The sequence below is a fragment of the Geotoga petraea genome (assembly GCF_900102615.1).
Lineage (GTDB): Bacteria > Thermotogota > Thermotogae > Petrotogales > Petrotogaceae > Geotoga > Geotoga petraea.
In genome coordinates this window covers 193,975-216,306 of record NZ_FMYV01000002.1, presented here as the reverse complement: position 1 = coordinate 216,306, position 22,332 = coordinate 193,975, and the positions used below count along the sequence as shown (strand labels likewise).

Annotated in this window: 22 protein-coding genes; 11 read left to right on the top strand and 11 right to left on the bottom strand. The window is 28.5% G+C overall.

Going from position 1 to position 22,332, the window contains the following annotated elements; all coding sequences use genetic code 11:
• Positions 1-214: 214 nt before the first annotated feature.
• The 7 genes from pfkA (at position 215) to BLS00_RS03315 (ending at position 7,453) form a co-directional block, all read left to right on the top strand.
• The gene (gene pfkA, locus BLS00_RS03345) at positions 215-1,183 is read left to right on the top strand and encodes a 6-phosphofructokinase (protein WP_176759826.1); all 969 of its coding nucleotides are present in this window, start codon (positions 215-217) and stop codon (positions 1,181-1,183) included.
• Positions 1,184-1,194: 11 nt separating this feature from the next.
• Positions 1,195-2,619, top strand: coding sequence for a pyruvate kinase (gene pyk, locus BLS00_RS03340; protein ID WP_091402805.1), 1,425 nt, complete (start codon positions 1,195-1,197; stop codon positions 2,617-2,619).
• A gap of 73 nt (positions 2,620-2,692) precedes the next feature.
• Positions 2,693-4,108 (top strand): ATP-dependent protease ATPase subunit HslU, encoded by a 1,416-nt coding sequence (hslU, locus tag BLS00_RS03335; protein WP_091402804.1) that lies wholly within the window; start codon positions 2,693-2,695, stop codon positions 4,106-4,108.
• A gap of 17 nt (positions 4,109-4,125) precedes the next feature.
• Complete coding sequence (locus BLS00_RS03330; protein WP_091402802.1) at positions 4,126-4,752, top strand: response regulator; 627 nt, start codon at positions 4,126-4,128, stop codon at positions 4,750-4,752.
• A 15-nt stretch (positions 4,753-4,767) separates the two neighbouring features.
• The gene (locus BLS00_RS03325) at positions 4,768-5,205 is read left to right on the top strand and encodes an NAD(P)-binding protein (protein WP_091402801.1); all 438 of its coding nucleotides are present in this window, start codon (positions 4,768-4,770) and stop codon (positions 5,203-5,205) included.
• Between the two features lie 2 nt (positions 5,206-5,207).
• Complete coding sequence (locus BLS00_RS03320; RefSeq protein WP_143012935.1) at positions 5,208-5,885, top strand: TrkA C-terminal domain-containing protein; 678 nt, start codon at positions 5,208-5,210, stop codon at positions 5,883-5,885.
• 11 nt (positions 5,886-5,896) lie between these two features.
• Positions 5,897-7,453, top strand: a complete 1,557-nt coding sequence (locus tag BLS00_RS03315) for a TrkH family potassium uptake protein (protein WP_091402798.1) — start codon at positions 5,897-5,899, stop codon at positions 7,451-7,453.
• An 8-nt stretch (positions 7,454-7,461) separates the two neighbouring features.
• On the opposite strand, the gene BLS00_RS03310 is transcribed toward BLS00_RS03315, so the two are convergent.
• From BLS00_RS03310 to BLS00_RS03270, 9 genes are all read right to left on the bottom strand, one after another.
• Positions 7,462-8,388: a DMT family transporter gene (locus tag BLS00_RS03310; protein ID WP_091402796.1), complete on the bottom strand. Its 927-nt coding sequence runs from the start codon at positions 8,386-8,388 to the stop codon at positions 7,462-7,464.
• 103 nt (positions 8,389-8,491) lie between these two features.
• Positions 8,492-9,463, bottom strand: coding sequence for an aldose epimerase family protein (locus BLS00_RS03305; protein WP_091402794.1), 972 nt, complete (start codon positions 9,461-9,463; stop codon positions 8,492-8,494).
• Positions 9,464-9,548: 85 nt separating this feature from the next.
• A complete protein-coding gene (locus BLS00_RS03300) occupies positions 9,549-10,511 on the bottom strand; it encodes a sensor histidine kinase (RefSeq protein ID WP_244885732.1) in 963 nt (320 codons plus the stop codon).
• A gap of 5 nt (positions 10,512-10,516) precedes the next feature.
• Complete coding sequence (locus tag BLS00_RS03295) at positions 10,517-11,200, bottom strand: response regulator transcription factor (protein WP_091402791.1); 684 nt, start codon at positions 11,198-11,200, stop codon at positions 10,517-10,519.
• Positions 11,201-11,225: 25 nt separating this feature from the next.
• The gene (phoU, locus tag BLS00_RS03290) at positions 11,226-11,888 is read right to left on the bottom strand and encodes a phosphate signaling complex protein PhoU (protein ID WP_091402790.1); all 663 of its coding nucleotides are present in this window, start codon (positions 11,886-11,888) and stop codon (positions 11,226-11,228) included.
• Between the two features lie 13 nt (positions 11,889-11,901).
• A complete protein-coding gene (gene pstB, locus BLS00_RS03285; protein WP_091402788.1) occupies positions 11,902-12,663 on the bottom strand; it encodes a phosphate ABC transporter ATP-binding protein PstB in 762 nt (253 codons plus the stop codon).
• The gene (gene pstA / locus BLS00_RS03280; RefSeq protein WP_167848963.1) at positions 12,656-13,480 is read right to left on the bottom strand and encodes a phosphate ABC transporter permease PstA; all 825 of its coding nucleotides are present in this window, start codon (positions 13,478-13,480) and stop codon (positions 12,656-12,658) included. Before pstA ends, pstB begins: the two co-directional genes overlap by 8 nt.
• Positions 13,477-14,343 (bottom strand): phosphate ABC transporter permease subunit PstC, encoded by an 867-nt coding sequence (gene pstC / locus BLS00_RS03275; RefSeq protein ID WP_091402785.1) that lies wholly within the window; start codon positions 14,341-14,343, stop codon positions 13,477-13,479. The genes pstA and pstC overlap by 4 nt, the downstream gene beginning before the upstream one ends.
• A 42-nt stretch (positions 14,344-14,385) precedes the next feature.
• Positions 14,386-15,207, bottom strand: a complete 822-nt coding sequence (locus BLS00_RS03270; protein WP_091402784.1) for a phosphate ABC transporter substrate-binding protein PstS family protein — start codon at positions 15,205-15,207, stop codon at positions 14,386-14,388.
• Positions 15,208-15,399: 192 nt separating this feature from the next.
• On the opposite strand from BLS00_RS03270, the gene BLS00_RS03265 reads away from it, so the two are divergent.
• From BLS00_RS03265 to BLS00_RS03255, 3 genes are read left to right on the top strand one after another with little or no spacing between them, the layout of a single operon-like run.
• Positions 15,400-17,532 (top strand): RelA/SpoT family protein, encoded by a 2,133-nt coding sequence (locus BLS00_RS03265; RefSeq protein WP_091402782.1) that lies wholly within the window; start codon positions 15,400-15,402, stop codon positions 17,530-17,532.
• Position 17,533: 1 nt separating this feature from the next.
• Positions 17,534-17,986, top strand: a complete 453-nt coding sequence (dtd, locus tag BLS00_RS03260) for a D-aminoacyl-tRNA deacylase (protein WP_091402781.1) — start codon at positions 17,534-17,536, stop codon at positions 17,984-17,986.
• 11 nt (positions 17,987-17,997) lie between these two features.
• Entirely contained in the window at positions 17,998-18,192 is a 195-nt protein-coding gene (locus BLS00_RS03255; protein WP_091402779.1) for a hypothetical protein, read from the top strand.
• 39 nt (positions 18,193-18,231) lie between these two features.
• Here the strand turns inward: BLS00_RS03255 and BLS00_RS03250 are convergent, their stop codons facing one another.
• On the bottom strand, positions 18,232-19,323 hold the full coding sequence (locus BLS00_RS03250; RefSeq protein WP_091402777.1) for an HD domain-containing protein: 1,092 nt from the start codon (positions 19,321-19,323) through the stop codon (positions 18,232-18,234).
• Between the two features lie 145 nt (positions 19,324-19,468).
• Between BLS00_RS03250 and glpK the strand changes: the two genes are divergently transcribed.
• Complete coding sequence (glpK, locus tag BLS00_RS03245) at positions 19,469-20,962, top strand: glycerol kinase GlpK (protein ID WP_091402776.1); 1,494 nt, start codon at positions 19,469-19,471, stop codon at positions 20,960-20,962.
• Positions 20,963-21,005: 43 nt separating this feature from the next.
• Here the strand turns inward: glpK and BLS00_RS03240 are convergent, their stop codons facing one another.
• On the bottom strand, positions 21,006-22,238 hold the full coding sequence (locus BLS00_RS03240) for a uracil-xanthine permease family protein (RefSeq protein WP_091402774.1): 1,233 nt from the start codon (positions 22,236-22,238) through the stop codon (positions 21,006-21,008).
• Between the last annotated feature and the right edge of the window lie 94 nt (positions 22,239-22,332).

Sequence of the window (22,332 nt, the reverse complement as noted above, 5' to 3'; positions counted from 1 at the left end):
TAAATTAAAAAAATTAACAATAAATAAATAAAACTGAAAAAAATCTATTTTTTAAATATTGTTATCATAATTAATTATAATATAACATATTAAGTAATATGTCTTATAATTAAATATCTTATATAATATTCAACCTTTTTTTAATGAAAATTTATTTTATTAAATGATATAATAAAATGGAAGAATTTTTTTAACCATTTTTGGGAGGGATATTATGGAAAAAATAAAAAGAATAGGTATTATAACAAGCGGAGGAGATGCTCCGGGGATGAATGCTGTAATTAGATCGGTCACAAGAACTGCAGTATCCGAAGGTATTGAGGTTTTTGCATTTTTTAGAGGATATGCAGGTATATTAGATAAAGAATATAAAAAATTCAATTTCTCTGATGTTGGTGGAATTATGGAGAAAGGTGGAACTATACTTAGAACTGCAAGAGTACCAGAATTCAAATTACCAGAAATCAGAAAAAAAGCAGCAGACAATCTAAAAGAGTTAGGAGTAGAAGCTTTAATTGTTATTGGCGGAGAAGGTAGTTTAACAGGTGCAAAACTTATGTCTGAAGAAAATGATATTAAAGTTATAGGAATACCTGGATCTATTGATAATGATATTTCTGGAACAGATATGTGTATTGGTGTTGATACTTGTTTAAATACTTCAGTAGATTCTATTCAAAAATTAAAAGATACTGCTTCATCACATGAAAGAGCTTTTATAGTTGAAGTGATGGGCAGAGGATCAGGTTACATTGCTTTAATGTCCGCATTAGCAACAGGAGCGGAAGCTGCAATAATACCGGAAAATCCTGTTGATTATAAAGCTTTGGGTGAAAGATTATGGGAGGAAAGAAAAAGAGGTAAGATTAATTCAATTGTTGTTGTAGCTGAAGGTGCAGCTAGTGCATACACAGTTGCAAGACATTTAGAAAACAGAATTGGTTTTGAAACACGAATTACAATTCTTGGGCATATTCAAAGAGGCGGATCACCTTCGGCCTTTGATAGGATTTTGGCTTCAAGAATGGGATATGAAGCAATTCAAGCTCTTTTGGAAGGCGAGTCCAATGTTATGATTGCTTTAAACAGATCGAGTATGGAAAGAGTTGCCATAGATAAAGTGTTGACTGAGAAAAAAGATTTAGATCTTGACCTCATTAAATTAACCAATACACTTTCTTAAGGAGTGATTTTATGTCTGAAAAGAAAACCAGAATTGTCTGTACAATTGGACCAGCTACTGAATCAAAAGAAATGATGAAAGATTTAATGAAAACGGGTATGAATGTTGCAAGATTAAATACTTCTCATGGTGATCCAGAAATTCATGCTAATAGAATTAAGAGGCTAAAAGAAGTAAGAAAAGAGTTGAGGAAACCTTTAGCTATACTTTTAGATCTTGAAGGGCCAAAAATGAGAACTACTACATTTAAAGATAAAGAAGTTGAATTAATAGATGGAAATGAATTTGTTTTAACATCAGAAGATATAGATGGAGATGAAAAAAAAGTTGGTTTAACTTATAAAGGTCTTCCAGAAGATGTAAATAAAGGAGATATTATTTTACTTGACGACGGTAAAATAAAATTAGAAGTAATATCTACTGATGGTGTCAATGTGAAGACAAAGATAATTAATGGTGGGGTGATTAGAGATAGAAGAGGTATCAATATTCCATCTGTTGATATAAGATTACCCGCGCTAACTGAAAAAGACCTAATGTACCTTGAACATGCTGTAGAATGGGGAGTTGAATATATAGCCCAATCTTTTGTTAGAAAAGCAGAAGATATAAGTCAAACAAAAGAATTATTAACAAAATTTGGAGCTCCAGATATACCAGTGATTGCAAAGATAGAGACATTACAAGCGATAGACAATTTAGAAGAAATAATAGATAAATCAGATGGGGTAATGGTAGCAAGGGGAGACCTTGGAGTAGAAGTTCCAGTACAAAAAGTTCCATTATTACAAAAGCGGATTATAGAGATTGCAAATGCTCAATCAAAACCTGTAATTACAGCAACTCAAATGTTGGAAACTATGATAGATAATCCTGTTCCTACAAGAGCAGAAGCTACTGATATTGCAAATGCAATATTAGATGGAACAGATGCAGTGATGTTATCAGCCGAGACTTCAATTGGAAATTATCCATTACAAGCAGTCCAAGTCATGGTTGACGTTTCTTTAGAAACAGAAAAATATATAAACGACTATTCTTCTAAATTTGAAAAATTTGTAAACTCAGGGGGAGATGCTGCAACTAATGCAATATCAAGAGCTGCTGTAGATACTGCGAAGGAACTTGGCTTATCAACAATTATTGCAACAACTTATAGTGGCTATACTGCGCGTGCAATATCAAGATTTAGACGTGATTTAAATATTATTGCTGCTAGCCCAAGAGAAGAAACATTCAATAGAATGGCTTTAGTTTGGGGGGTTACTCCAGTAATAATGACTAAATTTATTGACACAGATTCTATGCTTGACAATGTATCAAATATCGCAAAATCATTAGGGCTTTGTAAAAAAGGTGATGAAATAATAGTAACTGCTGGAATTCCGTATGGTTTTTCAGGCACAACCAATTTATTAAAAGTTCATAAAGTTTAATTGGCGTGGTTGTTACCACGCTTTTTGTTAATTGATAACTAGTTATGTTAAAATTACATAGAGGTGATAAAAAATGAAATTAGATGATTTAACTCCAAAAATGATTGTTAAAGAATTGGATAAGTATATTATAGGTCAGGATGATGCAAAGAAGAAAGTTGCTATTGCTTTAAGAAATAGAATTAGGAGACTAAAGTTAAAAGACGAATTAAAAAAAGATGTTATCCCAAAAAATATTTTGATGATAGGTCCAACGGGTGTTGGTAAAACAGAGATTGCAAGAAGACTTGCAGAAATAGCGAGTGCTCCATTTGTAAAATTTGAAGCTACAAGATTTACCGAAGTGGGATATGTCGGTAAAAATGTAGAAACTATGGTGAAAGAACTTGTAGATGTATCTATTAATTTAGTAAAAAAAGAAATGATGGAAGATGTTAAAGATCAAGCGGAGGTTATGGTTGAAGAAAGAATACTTGATGCTCTTGTTCCTTCAAAAAAGAAAAACCAAAATAAACAACCATTGATGAATATGCTTTCAATGTTTGGGCAGAATAATCAATATGTTGACAATGATTATGAAAAAAATAATGAAGAAGAAAATGAACAAAACAAAAACAGGAAAGCCGAGTTAAGAGAAAAATTGAAAAATAAAGAACTTGAAGATGTAGAAGTTGAAATCGAAGTAGAAGAAGACCAAAAACCTATGTTTGGCGGAATGGGACAAGAATTTGAAGATATGGGATTGCAATTAGGTGAAATGTTCTCAAACATGATGCCAAAAAAGACAATTAAGAGAAAAATGAAAATATCTGATGCAAGAAAAGTGCTTCTACCCATAGAAGCTGAAAAATTAGTTGATCAAGATAAGATGCAACAAGAGGGAATGGAGAGAGCACAAAATAGGGGAATAATATTTTTAGATGAAATAGACAAGATAACAGATAATAATGAAAAATCATCTGGAGCTGGGGTATCAAGAGAAGGTGTTCAGAGAGATTTATTACCAATAGTAGAAGGTACAAATATAATGACAAAATACGGCCCTGTAAAAACTGATTATATTTTATTTATTGCAGCCGGAGCTTTTCATACATCCAAGCCTTCTGATTTAATACCAGAGTTACAGGGTAGATTCCCTGTTAGAGTGGAACTAAATGATTTAACAGAAGAAGACTTTAAGTCAATTTTAACAAAACCACAGAACGCTATAATAAAGCAATATATAGAGTTATTGAAAACAGATGGTGTTACAATTGAATTTTCAGAAGATGGAATTAATTCACTTGCACACATCGCCTTTGAATTAAATGAAAAAATAGAAAATATTGGTGCAAGAAGATTGTACACAGTAGTTGAAAGAGTTTTAGAAGAAGTATCTTACGAAGCACCATCATCAACTGAATATTCACTTAATATAGACTCTAAATATGTAAAAAATAGATTAGATGATGTAGTCGGAGATGAAAATTTAAGAGAGTATGTTTTATAATTTTCTGGGGGTTTTTTATGATAAAACAAAACAGAGTTCTTATCATTGAAGAAGATGAAGCAATTATAAGATTATATAAAAGAATGGTTGAAAATAATACAAAAGAACAAATTCATATAAAAGTTTTAAATGATGTAGAAAGTATAGATAATTTTATTGAAGATTTCGATATAACTGAAAAAGAAAAATATTCTTTGGTTTTATCAGAAATTGAAATAAAAGGAACTGATATAACTAAAAAATTAGAAAAAATCAAATTACTTTTGAGAAATACACATTTATATGTTCTTAGTAATAATATTACTATTGAAAGACTAAAAAGTTGCTTGAAATTTGGGGCAGATGATTGGATAGAAAAACCAGTTACAAATGAAGAATTTGATAAAATAATGTATAATTCATTATTCAAAGGATATTATTATGAAAAAAGAATTGAAGATTTGAAAAACGAAATAATTAATTTGGATGTAAATAATAAGATAGAGTATTATAAAATAAAAAATCAAATTTTGAATTTATTATGGGAATTTCCTTCAAATCCTATAGGACATTTTTTATTGGCTGATTTATACAATAGAACTGATAAAAAAGAACTTGCTAAAAAACATTATAATGCTGCAAATGTATTGGAAAATGATGATTAATAGAGGAGAATCTATATGTTTAGAAATAAAAAAAATATTAAATATATAGTTATAATAGGGTGTGGAAGATTAGGTTCAGAGTTAGCTTTAAAATTTTCCAAAACACATAATGTTGTTGTTATTGATAAAAATGAAGAATCATTTTATAGATTGAGTAATAGAAATTTTACTGGTTTTACTCATACAATTGATACAACTGATATAGAAGCATTGAAAAAAATGAAATTAGATAAAGCTGATTTAGTTTATATTGTTACTCCTGATGATAATTTGAATTTTATGTTAGCATATGGAATAAAGATGATGAAATATGATATAAAACTCATTGCAAGAGTTAATGATCCTGTTAAAAAGGGAATCTTTAACAAAGCAGGAGTAACTTTATTTTGCCCAATAGAAAATTCTGTAAATGATCTTGTTGAAGATTTTGAAAGAATCGAAGGGAATGATTGATTATGTCTAGAAAGTTATTCTATATCTTTGAAGGTAAAAATTTAGCTTTTTCTCTTGCTAAAAAATTACTTTTACTTGGAAATGAAGTATTTTATATATCAAATGATGAAGAAAATATTAAAATATTAGATGGGTTAAAAGCTTATCATAAATCATTAGAATTAATTAATAATGACCCTACAGATATCAATTGGATAAAAAACTTAGATATGTCAAAAAAAGTTGGAGCAGTCATTGTAATTTCTGAAGATGATGCTTTGAATTTTGTAATTACTTGGCTTCTGAGACAATTTTATGAAGATGTTAGAATAATGGCTTTGGTTAATTTTCCTGAAAATGAATTTATGTTTAAAAGTATAAATGTTAGTACATTAACCCCAATTTCCTGGATGGAAAAACTAATAGAAGCATCACTTAATTACGAAGATATCACAGATTTTTTTAATCCATATGTAGATAAATTATCTATTTTAGAATTAACTATTAACAAAGGTGATAAATCATGCGATAAAAAATTAAAAGATATAAAATTACCTAAAAATACAATTATTGGAGTACAAGTAAAATCTGATGGTTCTATTTTTGTTCCTCAAGGAAATTCGGAAATAAAAGATGAAGATAAATTAATAATTTTTGCTTTAAAAGAAGAAGTTCAGGCTACAAAAGAAGCACTGAAGTAGGAGTTGTTTATATGCCTAATTATTTAATATTTTTGAAATCAAGATATAAAAGTATTTTTAAAGCAACAGGAGATGTATTATTAGCTTTATCTATTCTTATATTTGCACTAAGTATCTTAACTTTATTAATGAAAGAATTTAACATGTTTTACCCATTTTTTTCTACATTTTTAATAAGTTTTGGAATTAGTCTTTTAATGAAATTTTTTACAAGAAAAGATAAATACGATTTTCTTAATATACAAGATGCTGTTATGATAATATTTTTAGTATGGACATCAGCAATTGTTATTTCATCTTTACCATTTATTTTTTCAGGGTTATTAAATTTCACACAAGCTATTTTTGAATCTACTTCAGGGTGGACAACTACAGGGTTATCTATGTTTCTTGATGTTGAATCATTACCAAAAATAATATTATTATGGAGATCTATTATTCAATATATTGGTGGAGCAGGTTTTGCATTGATTATGGTTGTTACTGCTGGTGCGATGGGTGCAGGTTTATATCAAGCTGAAGGTAGAACAGATAATTTAGTTCCTAATTTAAAAGATTCTACAAAATTAATTGGAACAATATACATATCTTGGGCTTTAATTGGTATTGCTGCCATATACTTTTTTACTGATTTGAATTTTTTTGAATCTTTAAATCAAACATTTACAGCCCTTGCTACTGGTGGATTTTCAACTAATAATGCAAGTATTGGTGGATTTAATAGTGTACCTCTTGAAATTATCATTATGGTATTAATGATAATGGGTGGAACTGGATTTGGAGTTCATTATGCTGGTATTTTATTAATTAAAAATAGTTATAAAACTTTTAAAGATTTAAGAAATAAAAAAATAGATAAATTAGAATTTAGAGATAGAATAAAAAGAGAACCTTTTTTAAAAAATCCAGAACCAAAGTTAATGTTATATATTTTAGTTTTTAGTTTTATTTTAGTAACTCTTTTTTCTACCATAAAAATTTTTAATGGTTGGGATAGTATAAGGCATTCAGCATTTCAAGTGATATCCTCTTTAACAGGTACAGGTTTTGCCTCGACTTCTTTGTTAAATTGGAATCCATTTGGTATTTTCTTTTTAACTATATTAATGATACTTGGTGGTATGATGGATTCGACTTCTGGTGGGTTGAAATTGTATAGGGTTTATATTGCTTTTAAAATGATTATAATAGAAATACAATCATATTTTAAACCACAAGGAGTAAAGTTTCATTTTGAATTGTATAAAGGAGTATCAAAGAAAGAAATTGGATTAGAATCTCTTAAAAATGTTTTATCAATATTTACAATGTATTTTATAGTATATTTTATAGGAGTATTCGTATTAGTAAGCCATGGTTATAACCTTCAAGATTCCTTGTTTGAATATGCATCAGCTTTATCAGCTGTAGGATTATCAGTTGGAATAACTACTCCTGATGCTCCAAGTGGAGTATTATGGATAGAAATATTTGGAATGTATTTAGGTAGATTAGAATTTTACGCAATAATATTTGCTTTAATGAAATTATTTAAAGATATAAAAGATATAATAAAATGGGAGCGATAAAGCTCCCATTATCTTATGTTCATATTTGATTTTATTTCTTCATTTCTTATTTTTCTTTTGTGTTTAGCACCGTAATAATTTACTCCCCATACTCCACTAATAATAAGAATCATTCCCACTATATAATACCAATATAATTGTTCTCCCCTGAAAAAAAATCCAGCAAGAACAGTAATAACTGTTGTTAAATTTGCAAAAATAGAAGATTCAACTGCAGTAACTTTGGATAACATATAATTTATTAAAAAGAAAGTTACTGTTGAAGATAATATACCTAAATAAATAGCTGAAATTATAACTTCAGGAATTAATATATTACTATAATCAAAATCAAAACTAATAATATATATGAAATTATAAATTATAGCCCCACTAATCATCATAAAAAAAGTAATTTCAGAGGGTTTAAAATTAACAGATAATTTTCTTGATTGTATATTAAATAAAGAGGCACAAATAACAGCTAAAAACATCAAAAAATCACCTAAAAGATTTCCTTTTAAAGAATTAACTCCCATGATTAAAAATACTCCTAAAAGTGATAAAAATATAAATACATATTGAATTTTCAATGTTTTTTCTTTTAAAACAAAATGTGATAATAAAGCTACAAAAATTGGTATTGTTGAAATAATTATTCCAGATTCAGATACGGGAATATATTTTACTCCAAAATTTTCGAAAATAAAATACAATCCTGGTTGAAAAATTATCAAAGGAATAAGTTTATGATATGGTTTTTTGGCTATTTTAATTACTCCAAGGATTAATAAAAAAATCATTGACAAAGAACTAACTAAAAACCTGAAAGACAGAAATTCTATTGGTGAAACAAAATCTAAAGCATTTTTAGTAAAAAGAAAAGATAAACCAAAAATTATTGACATACCTAACCCCGCAGATATTACTTTTACTCTATCTTTATTTATTTCCATAAAAACCCCCCAATAACAATTAATTTATAAGATTATACCACATATAAATTAATCACACAAACCATAAATATATAATACTTGAACGACTATTTTTTATCATATATCAAAAAAAACTATAAGAAATATTTCGTTTATATATTTCACCTTTTTTAAGAATATAATTTTTATTGAATTTGTTTATAAAATCTGGATAAAACTGTGGTTCTAAACAAAAACCACATCTTTCTGATGAATTATTAGCATAATAATTCTCTTGAATAAAATTTCCTGAATAAAAAATCAGTGAAGGTAAATCTGTTTTTAATTTCATATGGATTTTCTGATCTCTATTTAATATTTCAGCGTTGATAATCGAATTACTTAGTAAGTAAGGATGGTCATAGCCTTTCTGATCTTTAAGAAAATCATCATTTAAGTTTTTTGATATTCTTTTGAATTTATTGAAATCAAGAGTACTATTTACACTGAAGATTTTTCCCGTAGGAAGTGAATCTTTATTTAATTCAAGATAAAAATCTGAATTTATTTTCAAGTAATGATTTCCTATATCTTTGTTAAGATTTTTGTTGAAGTTGAAATAAATGTGATATGTTGGATTGAAAATTGTATCTTTATCAGTTGTTGCTAAAATATTTATAAATAATCCATTATTTTTTATTTTGAAATGTATTTTTATATCAACATTACCTGGAAATTGGTTTTCTTCTTCAACTAATTTTAATTCCAATTCTTTATTACTGATTAAATTATATTCAAAAACTTTTTTTGATAAACAATAAGAACCACTATGAAGATTAATATTTTCGTTATTCTTCTCAAGAAAATAGCTTTTATTATTAATTTTAAATGAAGCATTAGAAATTCTTCCTGCATTTCTCCCCACAAAAGCTCCTGTATAAAGAGTATCATTAATATAATCTTCAAGAGTATTAAAGCCAAGGATTGTGTTTTTACCTTTAAAGAGTATATTTTTTATAATAGCTCCATAATTTAATATGTTTATTTTAAGATCCTTGTCTTTAAGTTCAAAGATAAAAATGTCTTTTCCCATAATCCGACCAAAATATTTTTTCATATATAAAACTTCACCACCTTTTATAATACTTGAACGATTATTTATATTTCATAAATAAAAACATAAAAAAAATTGAAGCAGTTTATTACTGCTTCAATTCTACTATAAATTTACTACCAATCATCCATTTTGAATTAAATTTAATTTTATAATTTGCGATCTCACAGAAATATTTAACTACAGCAAGGCCTAAACCAGATCCTTTAGCATATTTAGGTGATTCATTTCCTCTGAAAAATCTTTCAAATATTCTTTTCTTTTCATCTTCTCTTATACCAATTCCAAAATCTTCTATTATAATTTCATTTTCGTTTATTGTCAGATTTATTTTTGAGTTTTTATATGAATATTTTACAGCATTTGAAATTAAATTTCTTAGAATTGTGTATAGTATAAACTTATCGCCATGTAATACATCAGCTTCTATATTTTGGTTTATTTCTATATTTTTATTAAGAATCTTACCGTTTAAATCATTTATCACCTCTTCAACTAATGGTTTAGTATCTAAAATCTCAGGTTTAATAACATAATTACCCAATTGTGCCATTGACAACATCGTAAGTTGAGAGATTATATTTTCAATTTTATTAATAGAATCACTTATTTTATTTACATAATTTTTAAATTTATCATCCTCTAAAAAATCGTTTAAAATATGGGCATTACCTTTTGCAACAGATAACGGAGTTCTTAATTCATGTGATAACGAAGATATAAAATCAGATTTTACTTTATTTAATAATTGAATTTCTGTTCTGTCTTCTAAAACCAATATTTGTTGGTTCGGTTTATAAGATATTCGACAATATTTTGAATTTCCGGATAAAAAATAAATGTTATCTTCAGTTTGGTATTCTTCATTGTTTAAAATAGCTTTTATTAAGTTATCGATATCCTCATAAGTAATTATATTTAAGATATCATGGGCTTTTGAAAAACCCCATTTTTTAGCTTTTAAATTAGAATTTATTACAGCAGTATGTTTTACTTGTACTACTGCGTCTTTAATTGTGTCGAATATTTCAAAATACTCTTCATTAATCATATTAATCATCCTTTATTTAATAAATCTGCGTCAGGATTAAATTTATATCCAACCCCTCTGATTGTTTTAATCCATTCTTTTCCAATTTTTGACCTAATCATTGATACGTGAACATCTATTACTCTATCCGTAATAAAATTATCATCAAACCAAATTTTCGAAATTATATCATCTCTTGTATATATTCTTTCTGGTTTTTTTGCCAATAAGTATAAAATCTCAAATTCTTTAGAAGTAAATTCAATAACTTCATTATTATACTTAACTGAATAATTGTTAGGATAAATTTCTAAATTGCCATACTTTATTATCTCATTGTCATTTTTTATTCTTTTTAATAGTGCTCTAACTCGAACAACTACCTCTTTTGGGTTAAAGGGCTTTGTAATATAGTCATCTGAACCCGATTCAATTCCCCATATTTTATCTCTGTCAGTATTTTTTGCAGAAATTATAATTATCCCCATATCTCTATTCATCATTCTTATTCTGGGTAGTTCATCAACTGAATCGCCATCAGGAAGCATGATATCCAAGAGCATTATATCAATAGATTTTTCTCTATTTAAAACATTTCTCATTTCAGATAAAGTTTCAGCCTCTAAAATATGAAATTTTTCTATTTGCAAATATGTTTTTAAAATGTCTCTTATATCAGGATCATCTTCAACTATTAAAATCGTAGGCATATAAAAGCCTCCTATTCAAAAATTATCAAAGAAATTCATGAATTTCTTTAGATGTTTCAATATAAACAGTTTCTTCACATAAATTAGTTGCATGATCGGCAATTCTTTCTATATCCCTTGCAATTAAAATATATGGTACAATAAGCTCTTTATCAAAATCTTTATCTTCTATCTTTTTTATGGCATCTTTTCTAATTTCATTTTCAATTCTATCAATTTCATTATCTGTTTTCCATGTTTTTACAGCTAAATTTATGTCTCTTTCTCCGAAAGCTTTAAAAGCATCTTTCATCATTTGCAATGATATCCCAAACATGTTTTTTATATCTTTATTCATTATAGATTTGATATTTTTATCAGTATATTTTTTTGATTTTTTAGCTATATTACAAGATAAATCTCCTATTCTTTCTAAATTATTCGAAAATTTTATCATAGTCATTGAATATCTAAGTTCTTTTGCTAAAGGATTGTATCTAGCTATTATTTGGTAAACAGAATCCTCAATTTTTCTGTTTATATCATCAATTTTATCGTCTAAATCCAAAACTCGGTTGGCAAGTTCTAAATTTGAATCTTCTAATGACTTTATAGACATTTCAAATGATTCAAGTACCAATGATAATAATTTTGATATGTCAGCTTTTAAAATTAACATTTCATTTTCTAAATGATGTATAGAATCCATACTAACCCTCCTATTAACCGATTCTTCCATTTAAATAATCTTCTGTTAGTTGTACTTTAGGAGCTTTAACCATGTTAGGTGTTTCTCCGGTTTCGATTAGTTCTCCTTGATACATAAAGTACATATAATCAGAAATTCTTACTGCTTGGGCAAGATTATGCGTCACTATTATTATAGTATATTTTTCTGATAATTCTTCAATTAATCTTTCTATTTTTTGTGTAGCGATTGGATCAAGAGCTGATGTGGGTTCATCTAATAAAATTACTTCTGGATCTATAGCAATTGCTCTTGCAATACAAAGTCTCTGTTGTTGACCACCAGATAAAGAATAAGCAGATTTATCCAACTCATCTTTAACTTCATCCCAAAGAGCAGCATCTTTTAAGGACTTTTCAACAACATCTTCCAATTTATTTTTGTTTTTTATTCCGTGTATTTTCAATCCAAAGGCAACATTTTCAAATATACTCATGGGAAAAGGAACTGGTTTTTGGAAAACCATTCCCACTTTTTTTCTAAAAACAGTTAAGTCCAAATCTTTATCATAAATATTTTTTTCACCATAATACATATCTCCATCCACTTTATAGGTAGGGATCTCATCATTCATTCTATTAATACTTCTAAGAAGGGTTGATTTTCCACAACCAGAAGGTCCTATAATAGCAGAAATTTTATTTTTATAAAAATTTAAATTTATATTTTTTAAAGCTTGTTTTTCTCCGTACCATCCATTAAAATCTTTAGTTCTTATTATAACATCATTATCCATTTGACTTCCTCCTAAATGCAAAAGCTATTGAATAAATTGCAATAATTATAAGTAATAAAAATGCGGATGATCCTTTTGCCATCCACTGAGCATCTCTACCATAGGCAATAGTAATATAATAAATGTGTGTTGGCAAAGTCATAACAGGTTGCATTATATTTGATGGGAAATAGGTTGAATAGAAAACAGCACCTGTCAATAAAACCGGAGCAGTTTCACCAATAACCCTACCCATTCCAATAAGTACAGCTGTAATAATTCTATTTTTTGATGCAGGAACTAAAATTTTATAAATTACTTCAGTTTTTTTTGCTCCTAATGCTAAGGCAGATTCCCTTAGAGTTCCTGGTAAAGAAGATAAAGCTTCTTTAACCGAAGAAGCAATTATTGGCAGAGTCATTACTGCTAATGTTAAACTACCTGATAAAATGGAAGTTTTAAAGCCTAACGTAACAGAAAATAACGATAACCCAAAAAGTCCATAAACTATTGAAGGAACTCCAGATAAAGAAGTTATTGCCGTATCTAAAATTCTTGCAAGCCTCGTATTTCTTCCAAACTCAGCCAAAAATATCCCCGTTAGAATCCCTATTGGTAAGGCAAATAATAATGTTAGACTAATCATAATTAAGCTTCCTAAAATAGCAGGCCATATACCACCTTCTGTCATTCCATTGGAAGGATATTTAGTAAAAAAATCTATACTGAAATATTGAACTCCTTCTATAATTATAGTAGCAAATATACCTATAATAATTAAAAATATTGTATAAGAAATTATTCTAAAAATAGAAGATATTATTAAGTCTTTCTTCAATGTGACCATCTCCTGGTTAGTCTTCTAGATAATAAAGTTAGTAAAAAAGAAATAACTAATAGAATTAATCCAGCTACAAAAAGTGCTGAATAATGAATACTACCAAGTTCAACTTCTCCCATTTCCCCAGCAATTGTTGCTGTTAAAGGCCTTACGGGATCAAAGATGGACTTTGGAATAAGATTAGCTCCTCCAGCTACCATTAAAACAACCATTGTTTCCCCAATAACTCTGTTTATAGTTAAAATTATTGAATTAAATATTCCAGAAATAGCCGCTTTTGAAACTACTCTAAAACCCGCTGTAAATCTTGATGAACCGAGGGCTAAAGCACCTTCTTTTAAACTAATATCAACAGAGTCTAAAGCTTCTTGCATCAATGAAGCAGTATATGGTAATGATAATATTGCAAGGCCAACTGCTCCTAAAAATAAGTTCTCGGCATTCCAAATATTAAATTCATACATTATAGGAGAGATATAAATAATTAAAAAAGTACCAACAATTACCGATGGAACTCCAGATAATAAATCAACAGCGGATTTTATAATATTTTTTTCATGATATTTTGCATAATCATACATAAAAAAGGCTACAATATAGCCTAAAGGTAAAACTATAACTGATGCTAATAATGTGATTAAAACAGAAGCAATTATTTGAGCCAACATTCCATACTCTGCATCTTCATATGTAGGATACCAATTCGCACTTGTAAAAATCTCAGCCCCGACTTCAGTCAGAGCTGGGATTGATGCTTGTATTATAAAATAAAATAGTCCACCAAGTACGAATATCCCCAGAGTTGCTACCAATGTTATCAAGTATTTGTTGAATGAGTTCTTATATTCTCTTCTTGTCATATAAATTCACTCCTTGAGGATAATTCATTTAAATATAACTAATTATTTTCCGTAAGCAGCTACATAACCTGCTTTTTCAACTAATTCTTGACCTTTTTTAGAAAGTCCAAAGTTAACATATTCCTTTACATTTCCTGTTATAAAACCATCAGTTACATCAACAAACATAAATAAAGGTCTTGAAATAGGGTAAACTGAATTTAAAATGTTATAAGCAGTTGGTTGAACTCCTTCTACAGTTAAAACTTTTACTGAGTCATCAACATAACCTACACCTGCATAAGCAATCGCATAAGCATTTTGAGATACTTGGTTTATTTCAAATTGTGTTGATGGTCCCATTTTTACTGTTGGATCCATTTTTTCACCTGATAAAGCTATATTTGTAAAAGTCTCATATGTTCCTGAAGCTGTGTCTCTTGAGTATTTAATTATAGGTCTGTTTGGTAAATTAGAATTAAGTTGATTCCAAGTTCTTATTTGACCTGTATATATTGATTTTAACTGATCCAAAGTTATATTGTCTATTCCTAATTCTTTGTTAACAACAATTGCTATTCCATCATAACCTACAACTATTGGCATGAAAAATTGTCCATTTTCGTTCATTTTTTCAATCTCAGAACTTTTCATAAATCTTGATGAATTTGCTACGTCTGTAGTTCCATTTAATAATGCTGCAATTCCAGTTGATGAACCTGCGCCTTCAAGAGTGATGTTTAATTCTGGTTTTGATTCTTTTAAATCTTCAATCCAAAGTTGTGCAATTGGGAATACTGTGTTAGATCCTTTTATTACCAATGTTTCTGCAAATGAAACGACAAATAATGTTACTACCAATAAACTTAATAAAACTTTTTTCATTCATAAAACCTCCTAAATAATTTTTTCGTAGTTGTGTTTCATAACTTTCATCTACATAATAATTTTTTATTATTTGGATTATATTAACTAATATTAAGAAATGTTAAGCTGAAAAATCTATTCTCTATATACCTTTTAAAAAAGCTATGATATAATTAAATAAAGAATGATTGATTATTTGGAGTGATTACTATGGACATAATAAAAGACTATATAAAGGAACTAGAATCCATTTTAGGCCATAAGTTAAATAGAAAAGATAGGGATAGATTAATAAAAGCATATAAATTTGGAGAAGAAGCACATAAAGGACAAATGAGAGATTCTGGAGATCCTTTTTTTGAACATCCAAAAGAAGTAGCTTTGATTTTGGCTGGGTTTAGAATGGATATAGATACAATAATAGCGGGATTGCTTCATGATACAGTTGAAGATTGTGATGTTCCAATAGAAAAAATTGAAAAAGAGTTTGGAATTGATGTTTCAAGAATTGTAAACGGAGTTACTAAAATAAGTAATTTGAAGTTAAACGAAAGACTATCCAGAAGTGATATGAAATCAATTGAAAAAATAGAAACAATTAGAAAGATGCTTCTTGCAATGTCAACAGATATAAGAGTTATAGTGGTTAAATTGTCAGATAGATTACATAACATGAGAACTTTGGATTTTGTAAAAAGAGATAAGCAAGTTATAAAATCAGAAGAAACTTTAAAAATTTATGCACCAATAGCACATAGATTGGGGATAAATAAGATAAAAGCTGAGTTAGAGGATTTATCTTTCAAATATTTACATCCAGATATATATACAGATTTGGATCAAAAATTGAAAACAAAACTTTCCAACAGACAAAAAAGTATAGATGAATATGCCGATACTGTTAAAGAAGAACTCAAAAAACATAGAATAAAAGCAGATGTTTCTGGAAGAGCAAAGCATTTATACAGTATATGGAATAAAATGCTTAAAAAAGGGAAAACTTTTGATGATATTTATGATATTATTGCACTTAGAATTATTACTGAGAACCAAAATCAATGCTATGCTTCTTTAGGAATCGTTCATTCTATGTGGGCACCAATGCCAGGTCGAATTAAAGATTATATAGCAACACCAAAATTCAATGGATATAAATCTTTACACACTACTGTAATAACAAACAAAGGAGAACCTTTAGAAATACAAATTCGTGACTGGAATATGCATGAAGAAGCTGAATTTGGTTTAGCAGCACATTGGGCTTATAAACAAGGAGTTAGTTCTCAAAAAGTAAAATTTTTACAAAATCTTATGGAACTACATAAAGACATAGCTCAAAGTGCTTTTGATATAAAAGATATTGAAACAAATTTACTTTCTAAAGAAATATTTGTTTTTACCCCTCAAGGGGAGATAATTCATTTACCAAAGGGAGCAACACCTATAGATTTTGCATATGCAATACATACAGATATAGGGAATCATTTTGCTGGTGCTAAAATAAATGGTAGAATCGTTCCAATTTCATATAAATTGCAAAATTCAGATGTTGTTGAAATAATAGTGAATAGAAATTTCAACGGTCCCAGTATTGATTGGATTAAACATGCCAAATCACCAAGAACTGCCAGCAAGATAAAAAAATTTTATAGACAAAAAAATGAAAAAATTCTTGTTGATAGAGGTAAAGATAAATTTAGAGAGTTGGCAAAAAAGCTTAATATATCAATAGAAGATATGTTAAATAAATTAAAAGAAGAAGCTTTTTTCATAAAATATAATATAAAAAATGATGAAGATTTATATATAAAAATTGAGCTTGAAGATGTAAATATTCAAACTATAAGGTCTTTTTTTGTAAAAGATAATGAAGAAAAAGAACAAAAAATACCAAGGTCAAAGTCATCATTATCTACGCCTTCAGTTATTGTCGATGGAGTTGAAGGCATTGACACTCATTTTGCAAAATGTTGTACGCCTGTACCTGGAGATGATATTATAGGTATAATAGGAAGAAGAGGTATCGGAATTCACCGAACAAATTGTAAGAATATTCGCGGAGTTAAAGAAGATAAAAAATTAAACGTTGAATGGAATACTTCCGAAAATCAAACAAGTTTCGTTGCTATATTATCTTTGGACATGGAAAGTAAAAAAGTTATGAATTCTGTTAGAGATGTTTTAAAAGCAGAAAAGGGTTATATTGAAAAATTTGAAATTTTAAAACAATCTGATATTTTAACTGCAAAGATTAGGCTAAAGGTAACTAATATAGAACATTTAATAAGAATAACTCACAAAATACAAGACATAAAAGGAATATTTAGCGTTAGGAGGATGTAATTTGAGAGCGGTAATTCAAAGAGTAAATTTTTCTAAAGTAACAGTAAATGAGCAAACTGTTGGCGATATAAATAAAGGTTTTATGGTTTTAATAGGTATTGGTGAGAATGATACAGAAAAAGATATCAAATGGGTTGCTGATAAAATTTTAAATTTAAGGGTATTTGAAGATTCAAATGGTAAAATGAATTTAAGTTTATTAGATGTAAAAGGTGAACTTCTTCTTATACCTCAGTTTACTCTTTATGGAGATTGTAGAAAAGGAAGAAGGCCATCATTCAGTAATTCTGCTTCACAACAAAAAGGTAGAGAATATTATGAAAAAATAATAGAGTATATTGAAAATAATTATAATATAAAGATCAAAAGAGGTAAATTCCAAACTCATATGAAGGTAGATCTTCAAAATGATGGTCCAGTTACTCTGTTATTAGATTCTGAAAAAAATTTTTAGGGGGTATTTTTATGAAAGAAATCGAAATCACAGTCTTTGTTTACAGTGAAGAACCTTTTGATGCTCATATTTCGGAAGAAGGAGCAGAATATGGAGTTAATCAAACAAATGTACACAAAATTTTTAAGGGTTATGAAAAGCCACCTAAAGGTACCATTGTTAAGTTTAAAATGCCAGATGGTGAAAAAAAATATGTTAGACCATGAAAAAATTAAATAAAAAGCAGAGCTTAAAAGCTCTGCTTTTTATTTAAAAGTATTGTATTCTATTTCGTCTATTATAGAATAGATGTCAAAAGGTGATGTTCCCTTTATTTCAGTTTTCATTCCAAAAAAGGCTCTCCTAAAATTTTCATTTGAATTACCTGTTCTTATTTCGTTTGAACATTCTATTATCGCAGCCAGCAAATCTGCAGTTCTTACGAATCTCCCGTATTCACCTTTAAAGGGATTGATTATTAATGGCATAATATTTTTTATAACATCATTAACTTGTTTATTTTTTAAAGACCAGCTTAAAACATAATCCTCCTCTATTTGAGTTATAATTTTATCTAACTTTTCTACTTTTCTTTTTGTAGGACTTATAACATCTCCTGTAAAAGCTTCAGGCAAATCATGGAAAAGAGAAGCTGTTATTATATTAAACATAAGCTCGTTATCAACATTTTCTGACAAAGATAATATATATGAAGTAAACATTACATAATACGAATGAGCTGATACAGAACTATTTATATTTCTATGCATTTTATTCCATCTTTTAAGATTGGTTAATCTTATTATTAAATCAAATAGGGCTTTATTATATTGATCTATTTTTCTTTTTAAATCTATATTCAAATTAAGTTTTTGAAGTGAACGTTCGTTTTCAGAATAAGGTTCTTCATAGAATTCTTTAAAGACCCTTTTATTTATATTTATTTCATTTTTTGCAGTGATTAGTCGTAAATATTGTTCTATTTTAATATTTTCTTTTTTAAGATTATATTCCTGGGTAATTTTTGACATTATGTTATCATCTTTTACAAAATCTTTCAGTTCTTCTTTTGAAATATCAAGAACTCTATCCCAAATATTAGGATCTTCTTCTATTATTCTCTTTTTAGTATTTAAAGGTATATCAGACAAAATTATCTTTGGGATATTTTCAACTATTTTATTATGCATAAGTTTTAATAAATCTTCTCTGTCTTGATCATAAAATGTAAAAAAGCTCAACATTGCATTAGAAAAAGAGCTATCAGCTTCATTAAATCTAACTATCGCCGGTAAATTACTCCACCTATAAATTGTAAATAAATCAGACATTTTTATAAAGAATTTCCCCAATCCCATAAAAAATCCCTCCTTACGTTTAATATAATTATAGTATAATATTTTAAAATAATCAATTAAAAACCTTGATTAACGATATTCATCCGGCTTGTGTTTTCCCTTTTAATGTATTATATTATAAAATATAATTATAGGGGGTATGTAAATGAAAAAATATATCGGAGCTATTGATCAGGGAACAACCAGTTCAAGATTTATTATATTTGACAATGAAGCTAACATCATCGCAAAAGATCAATTGGAACATGAACAAATTTATCCTAAATCTGGTTGGGTTGAACACGATCCAATTGAAATTTGGGAAAAAACTCAAAAAGTAATTATTGGTGGAATTTCTAAATCTGGAATTTTTCCAAATGATTTGGAAACAGTTGGTATAACAAATCAGAGAGAGACCACAATTGTTTGGAATAGACATACTGGGAAACCTTATTATAATGCGATCGTATGGCAAGATGTTAGAACTAAAGATATCTGCAAAAAAATTGAAGAAAAATATGGTGAATTAATAAACAAAAAAACTGGCTTAAAAGTTAATACATATTTTTCTGCAAGTAAAATCAAGTGGATTTTAGATAATATAAAGGGTGTAAGAGAAGATGCGGAAAAAGGTGACGCGATATTTGGTACGATAGACACATGGATTCTTTGGAATTTAACTGGTGGGGTTAGAAACGGAAAGCATATCACTGAACCTACTAATGCTTCACGTACGCTTTTAATGAACATCGATACATTAGAATGGGATGAAGAGCTTTTAAAAATTTTTGACATCCCTCAAGCAATGCTTCCTGAAATAAAATCATCTTCTGAAGTGTATGGTAAATGTAAAGGTATATTAGAAAATATTTCAATTGGAGGTATTCTTGGAGATCAACAATCTGCTTTATTCGGTCAAACATGTTTTGAAAAAGGCGATGCAAAAAATACTTATGGTACAGGATGTTTTTTGTTAACGAATACAGGAGAAAATAAGATTCTTTCTGGAAATGGTTTGCTAACTACTGTTGCATATAAAATTGGAGACAATAAAGTGCATTACGCTTTGGAAGGTTCAATAGCTATAGCTGGAGCTCTAGTCCAGTGGTTAAGAGACAATTTGGGAATAATAGAAAACTCTTCTCAAATAGAAGAGTTAGCAGAAAAAGTCGAAGATAACTCAGGCGTATTTTTCGTCCCAGCTTTTAGTGGTTTATTTGCTCCCTATTGGGAAGACACCGCAAGAGGAACCATAGTTGGCATGACAAGATACACCAACAAAAATCATATAGCAAGAGCAGCTCTGGAATCAACTGCTTTTCAAACAAGAGACGTAATTGAAGTTATGGAAAAAGAAACTGGTGTTAAGATTAAAGAATTAAAAGTTGATGGTGGTATGGTTGTAAACAATTTATTAATGCAATTTCAATCTGATATTTTAAATGTTCCTGTTATTAAGCCAAGAGTTACAGAAACAACTGCTTTGGGTGCAGCATATGCTGCAGGATTGGCTGTAAATGTTTGGAGTAGCACAGATGAATTGAAAAAACATTGGAGCATTGATAAAAAATTTAAAAGTAAAATGAAAGAAGCTAAAAGAAAGGATTTATATAAAAATTGGAAAAAAGCTATAGATAAAAGTATTGGGTGGATTGACTAATTAAAAGAGGAGTTAAATTATTTAATTTAACTCCTCTTTTAAATTATTTAGGCTCTTTTTTGTTTGGTATTATTATATTAGCAATTAACCCTATTATGGCTGCAAGAGCAACCCCTTTAAATTCAATATTACCAAAAGATATTGTTGCTCCACCTAATCCAATAACAAGCATTAATGAAACTATTGATAGATTTTTTGAGTTAGTTAAATCAACTTTATCGTTTACAAGAGTTCTTATCCCAACTGATGCAATCATTCCAAAAAGAACAATTCCAACCCCACCAATAACAGATTGAGGTATTGTTCTTAAAATGATACCAAATTTAGAAAGAAAGGAAAATAATATGGCTAACAAGGCTGCTCCTCTTAATATTGCAGGGTTATAATTTTTTGTTAAAGCTAAAACTCCTGTATTTTCACTATATGTTGTGTTTGCTGGTGCTCCAATCATTCCAGCAAAAGCTGTTGCTAATCCATCACCCAATAAAGTTTTATGCAAACCTGGATTTTTAACAAAATTTTTTCCTACAACAGCACCATTTGTAGTAATATCTCCAATATGCTCCATAAATGTTGCAAATACTACAGGTACAGTTACAGAAATTGCATAAATTGAAAATTTAGGAGCCATAAAATCTGGTATTGCTATCCAAGAACTATTACTAACTGCAGCAAAATCTACATTTCCAGTTAAAACAGCTACAGAATATCCTGCAATAACTCCTATTAATACGGGAATCATGCTCAAAAATCCTTTGAAAAAGTTTGAAAATATTATTACGGTGAAGAGTGTGGATAAAGCTATTAACCAATTTGAAGAAGCCCATTGTATGGCTACTGGGGCTAAAGTAAGGCCTATAATTATGATCATAGTTCCAGTTATAACAGTTGGGAAGAGTTTTCTCAATACTTCGTAACCTATTAGTTTTACAATAAGTGAAAAGACAAGATAAGTTAAACCTGAAATCATTATCGCGCCAGAAGCATATGCTAAATCACCAGTTGCATCTTTTATCATAAGCACTGGAGCTATAAACGCAAAACTTGATCCTAAAAACACCGGTACTATAAATCCTGTTAGATAGTGAAATAGAAGTGTTCCAACACCTACAGAAAAGAGTGTTACAAGTGGATCAAACCCCGTTAGAAGTGGAACCAAAATTGTAGCACCAAACATAGCAATAAAGTGTTGAAGAGACAGAATAAACTTCTTTGAAGTTATACCTTTTAAACTAAATCCTTCTTTAACACCAATAGTTTTTTCGTACTCAACCATATTAAATTCCTCCTTTATAGCCTCACTGGACTATTTTTAAAAGTTTCTAAAAATGAGAATACACTAACTACTTTAACAATTATTGAAATTAAAG

What these genes read in the sequence shown, in the direction of transcription:
- hslU (WP_091402804.1), top strand. Translation starts at nt 2,693, where the DNA reads ATGAAATTAGATGATTTAACTCCAAAAATGATTGTTAAAGAATTGGAT.
- BLS00_RS03265 (WP_091402782.1), top strand. Translation starts at nt 15,400, where the DNA reads ATGGACATAATAAAAGACTATATAAAGGAACTAGAATCCATTTTAGGC.
- glpK (WP_091402776.1), top strand. Translation starts at nt 19,469, where the DNA reads ATGAAAAAATATATCGGAGCTATTGATCAGGGAACAACCAGTTCAAGA.
- BLS00_RS03315 (WP_091402798.1), top strand. Translation starts at nt 5,897, where the DNA reads ATGCCTAATTATTTAATATTTTTGAAATCAAGATATAAAAGTATTTTT.
- BLS00_RS03325 (WP_091402801.1), top strand. Translation starts at nt 4,768, where the DNA reads ATGTTTAGAAATAAAAAAAATATTAAATATATAGTTATAATAGGGTGT.
- BLS00_RS03310 (WP_091402796.1), bottom strand. Translation starts at nt 8,388, where the DNA reads ATGGAAATAAATAAAGATAGAGTAAAAGTAATATCTGCGGGGTTAGGT.
- pstB (WP_091402788.1), bottom strand. Translation starts at nt 12,663, where the DNA reads ATGGATAATGATGTTATAATAAGAACTAAAGATTTTAATGGATGGTAC.
- pfkA (WP_176759826.1), top strand. Translation starts at nt 215, where the DNA reads ATGGAAAAAATAAAAAGAATAGGTATTATAACAAGCGGAGGAGATGCT.
- BLS00_RS03320 (WP_143012935.1), top strand. Translation starts at nt 5,208, where the DNA reads ATGTCTAGAAAGTTATTCTATATCTTTGAAGGTAAAAATTTAGCTTTT.
- phoU (WP_091402790.1), bottom strand. Translation starts at nt 11,888, where the DNA reads ATGGATTCTATACATCATTTAGAAAATGAAATGTTAATTTTAAAAGCT.
- pstC (WP_091402785.1), bottom strand. Translation starts at nt 14,343, where the DNA reads ATGACAAGAAGAGAATATAAGAACTCATTCAACAAATACTTGATAACA.
- BLS00_RS03270 (WP_091402784.1), bottom strand. Translation starts at nt 15,207, where the DNA reads ATGAAAAAAGTTTTATTAAGTTTATTGGTAGTAACATTATTTGTCGTT.
- BLS00_RS03300 (WP_244885732.1), bottom strand. Translation starts at nt 10,511, where the DNA reads ATGATTAATGAAGAGTATTTTGAAATATTCGACACAATTAAAGACGCA.
- BLS00_RS03305 (WP_091402794.1), bottom strand. Translation starts at nt 9,463, where the DNA reads ATGAAAAAATATTTTGGTCGGATTATGGGAAAAGACATTTTTATCTTT.
- BLS00_RS03295 (WP_091402791.1), bottom strand. Translation starts at nt 11,200, where the DNA reads ATGCCTACGATTTTAATAGTTGAAGATGATCCTGATATAAGAGACATT.
- BLS00_RS03330 (WP_091402802.1), top strand. Translation starts at nt 4,126, where the DNA reads ATGATAAAACAAAACAGAGTTCTTATCATTGAAGAAGATGAAGCAATT.
- BLS00_RS03240 (WP_091402774.1), bottom strand. Translation starts at nt 22,238, where the DNA reads ATGGTTGAGTACGAAAAAACTATTGGTGTTAAAGAAGGATTTAGTTTA.
- pyk (WP_091402805.1), top strand. Translation starts at nt 1,195, where the DNA reads ATGTCTGAAAAGAAAACCAGAATTGTCTGTACAATTGGACCAGCTACT.
- BLS00_RS03255 (WP_091402779.1), top strand. Translation starts at nt 17,998, where the DNA reads ATGAAAGAAATCGAAATCACAGTCTTTGTTTACAGTGAAGAACCTTTT.
- BLS00_RS03250 (WP_091402777.1), bottom strand. Translation starts at nt 19,323, where the DNA reads ATGGGATTGGGGAAATTCTTTATAAAAATGTCTGATTTATTTACAATT.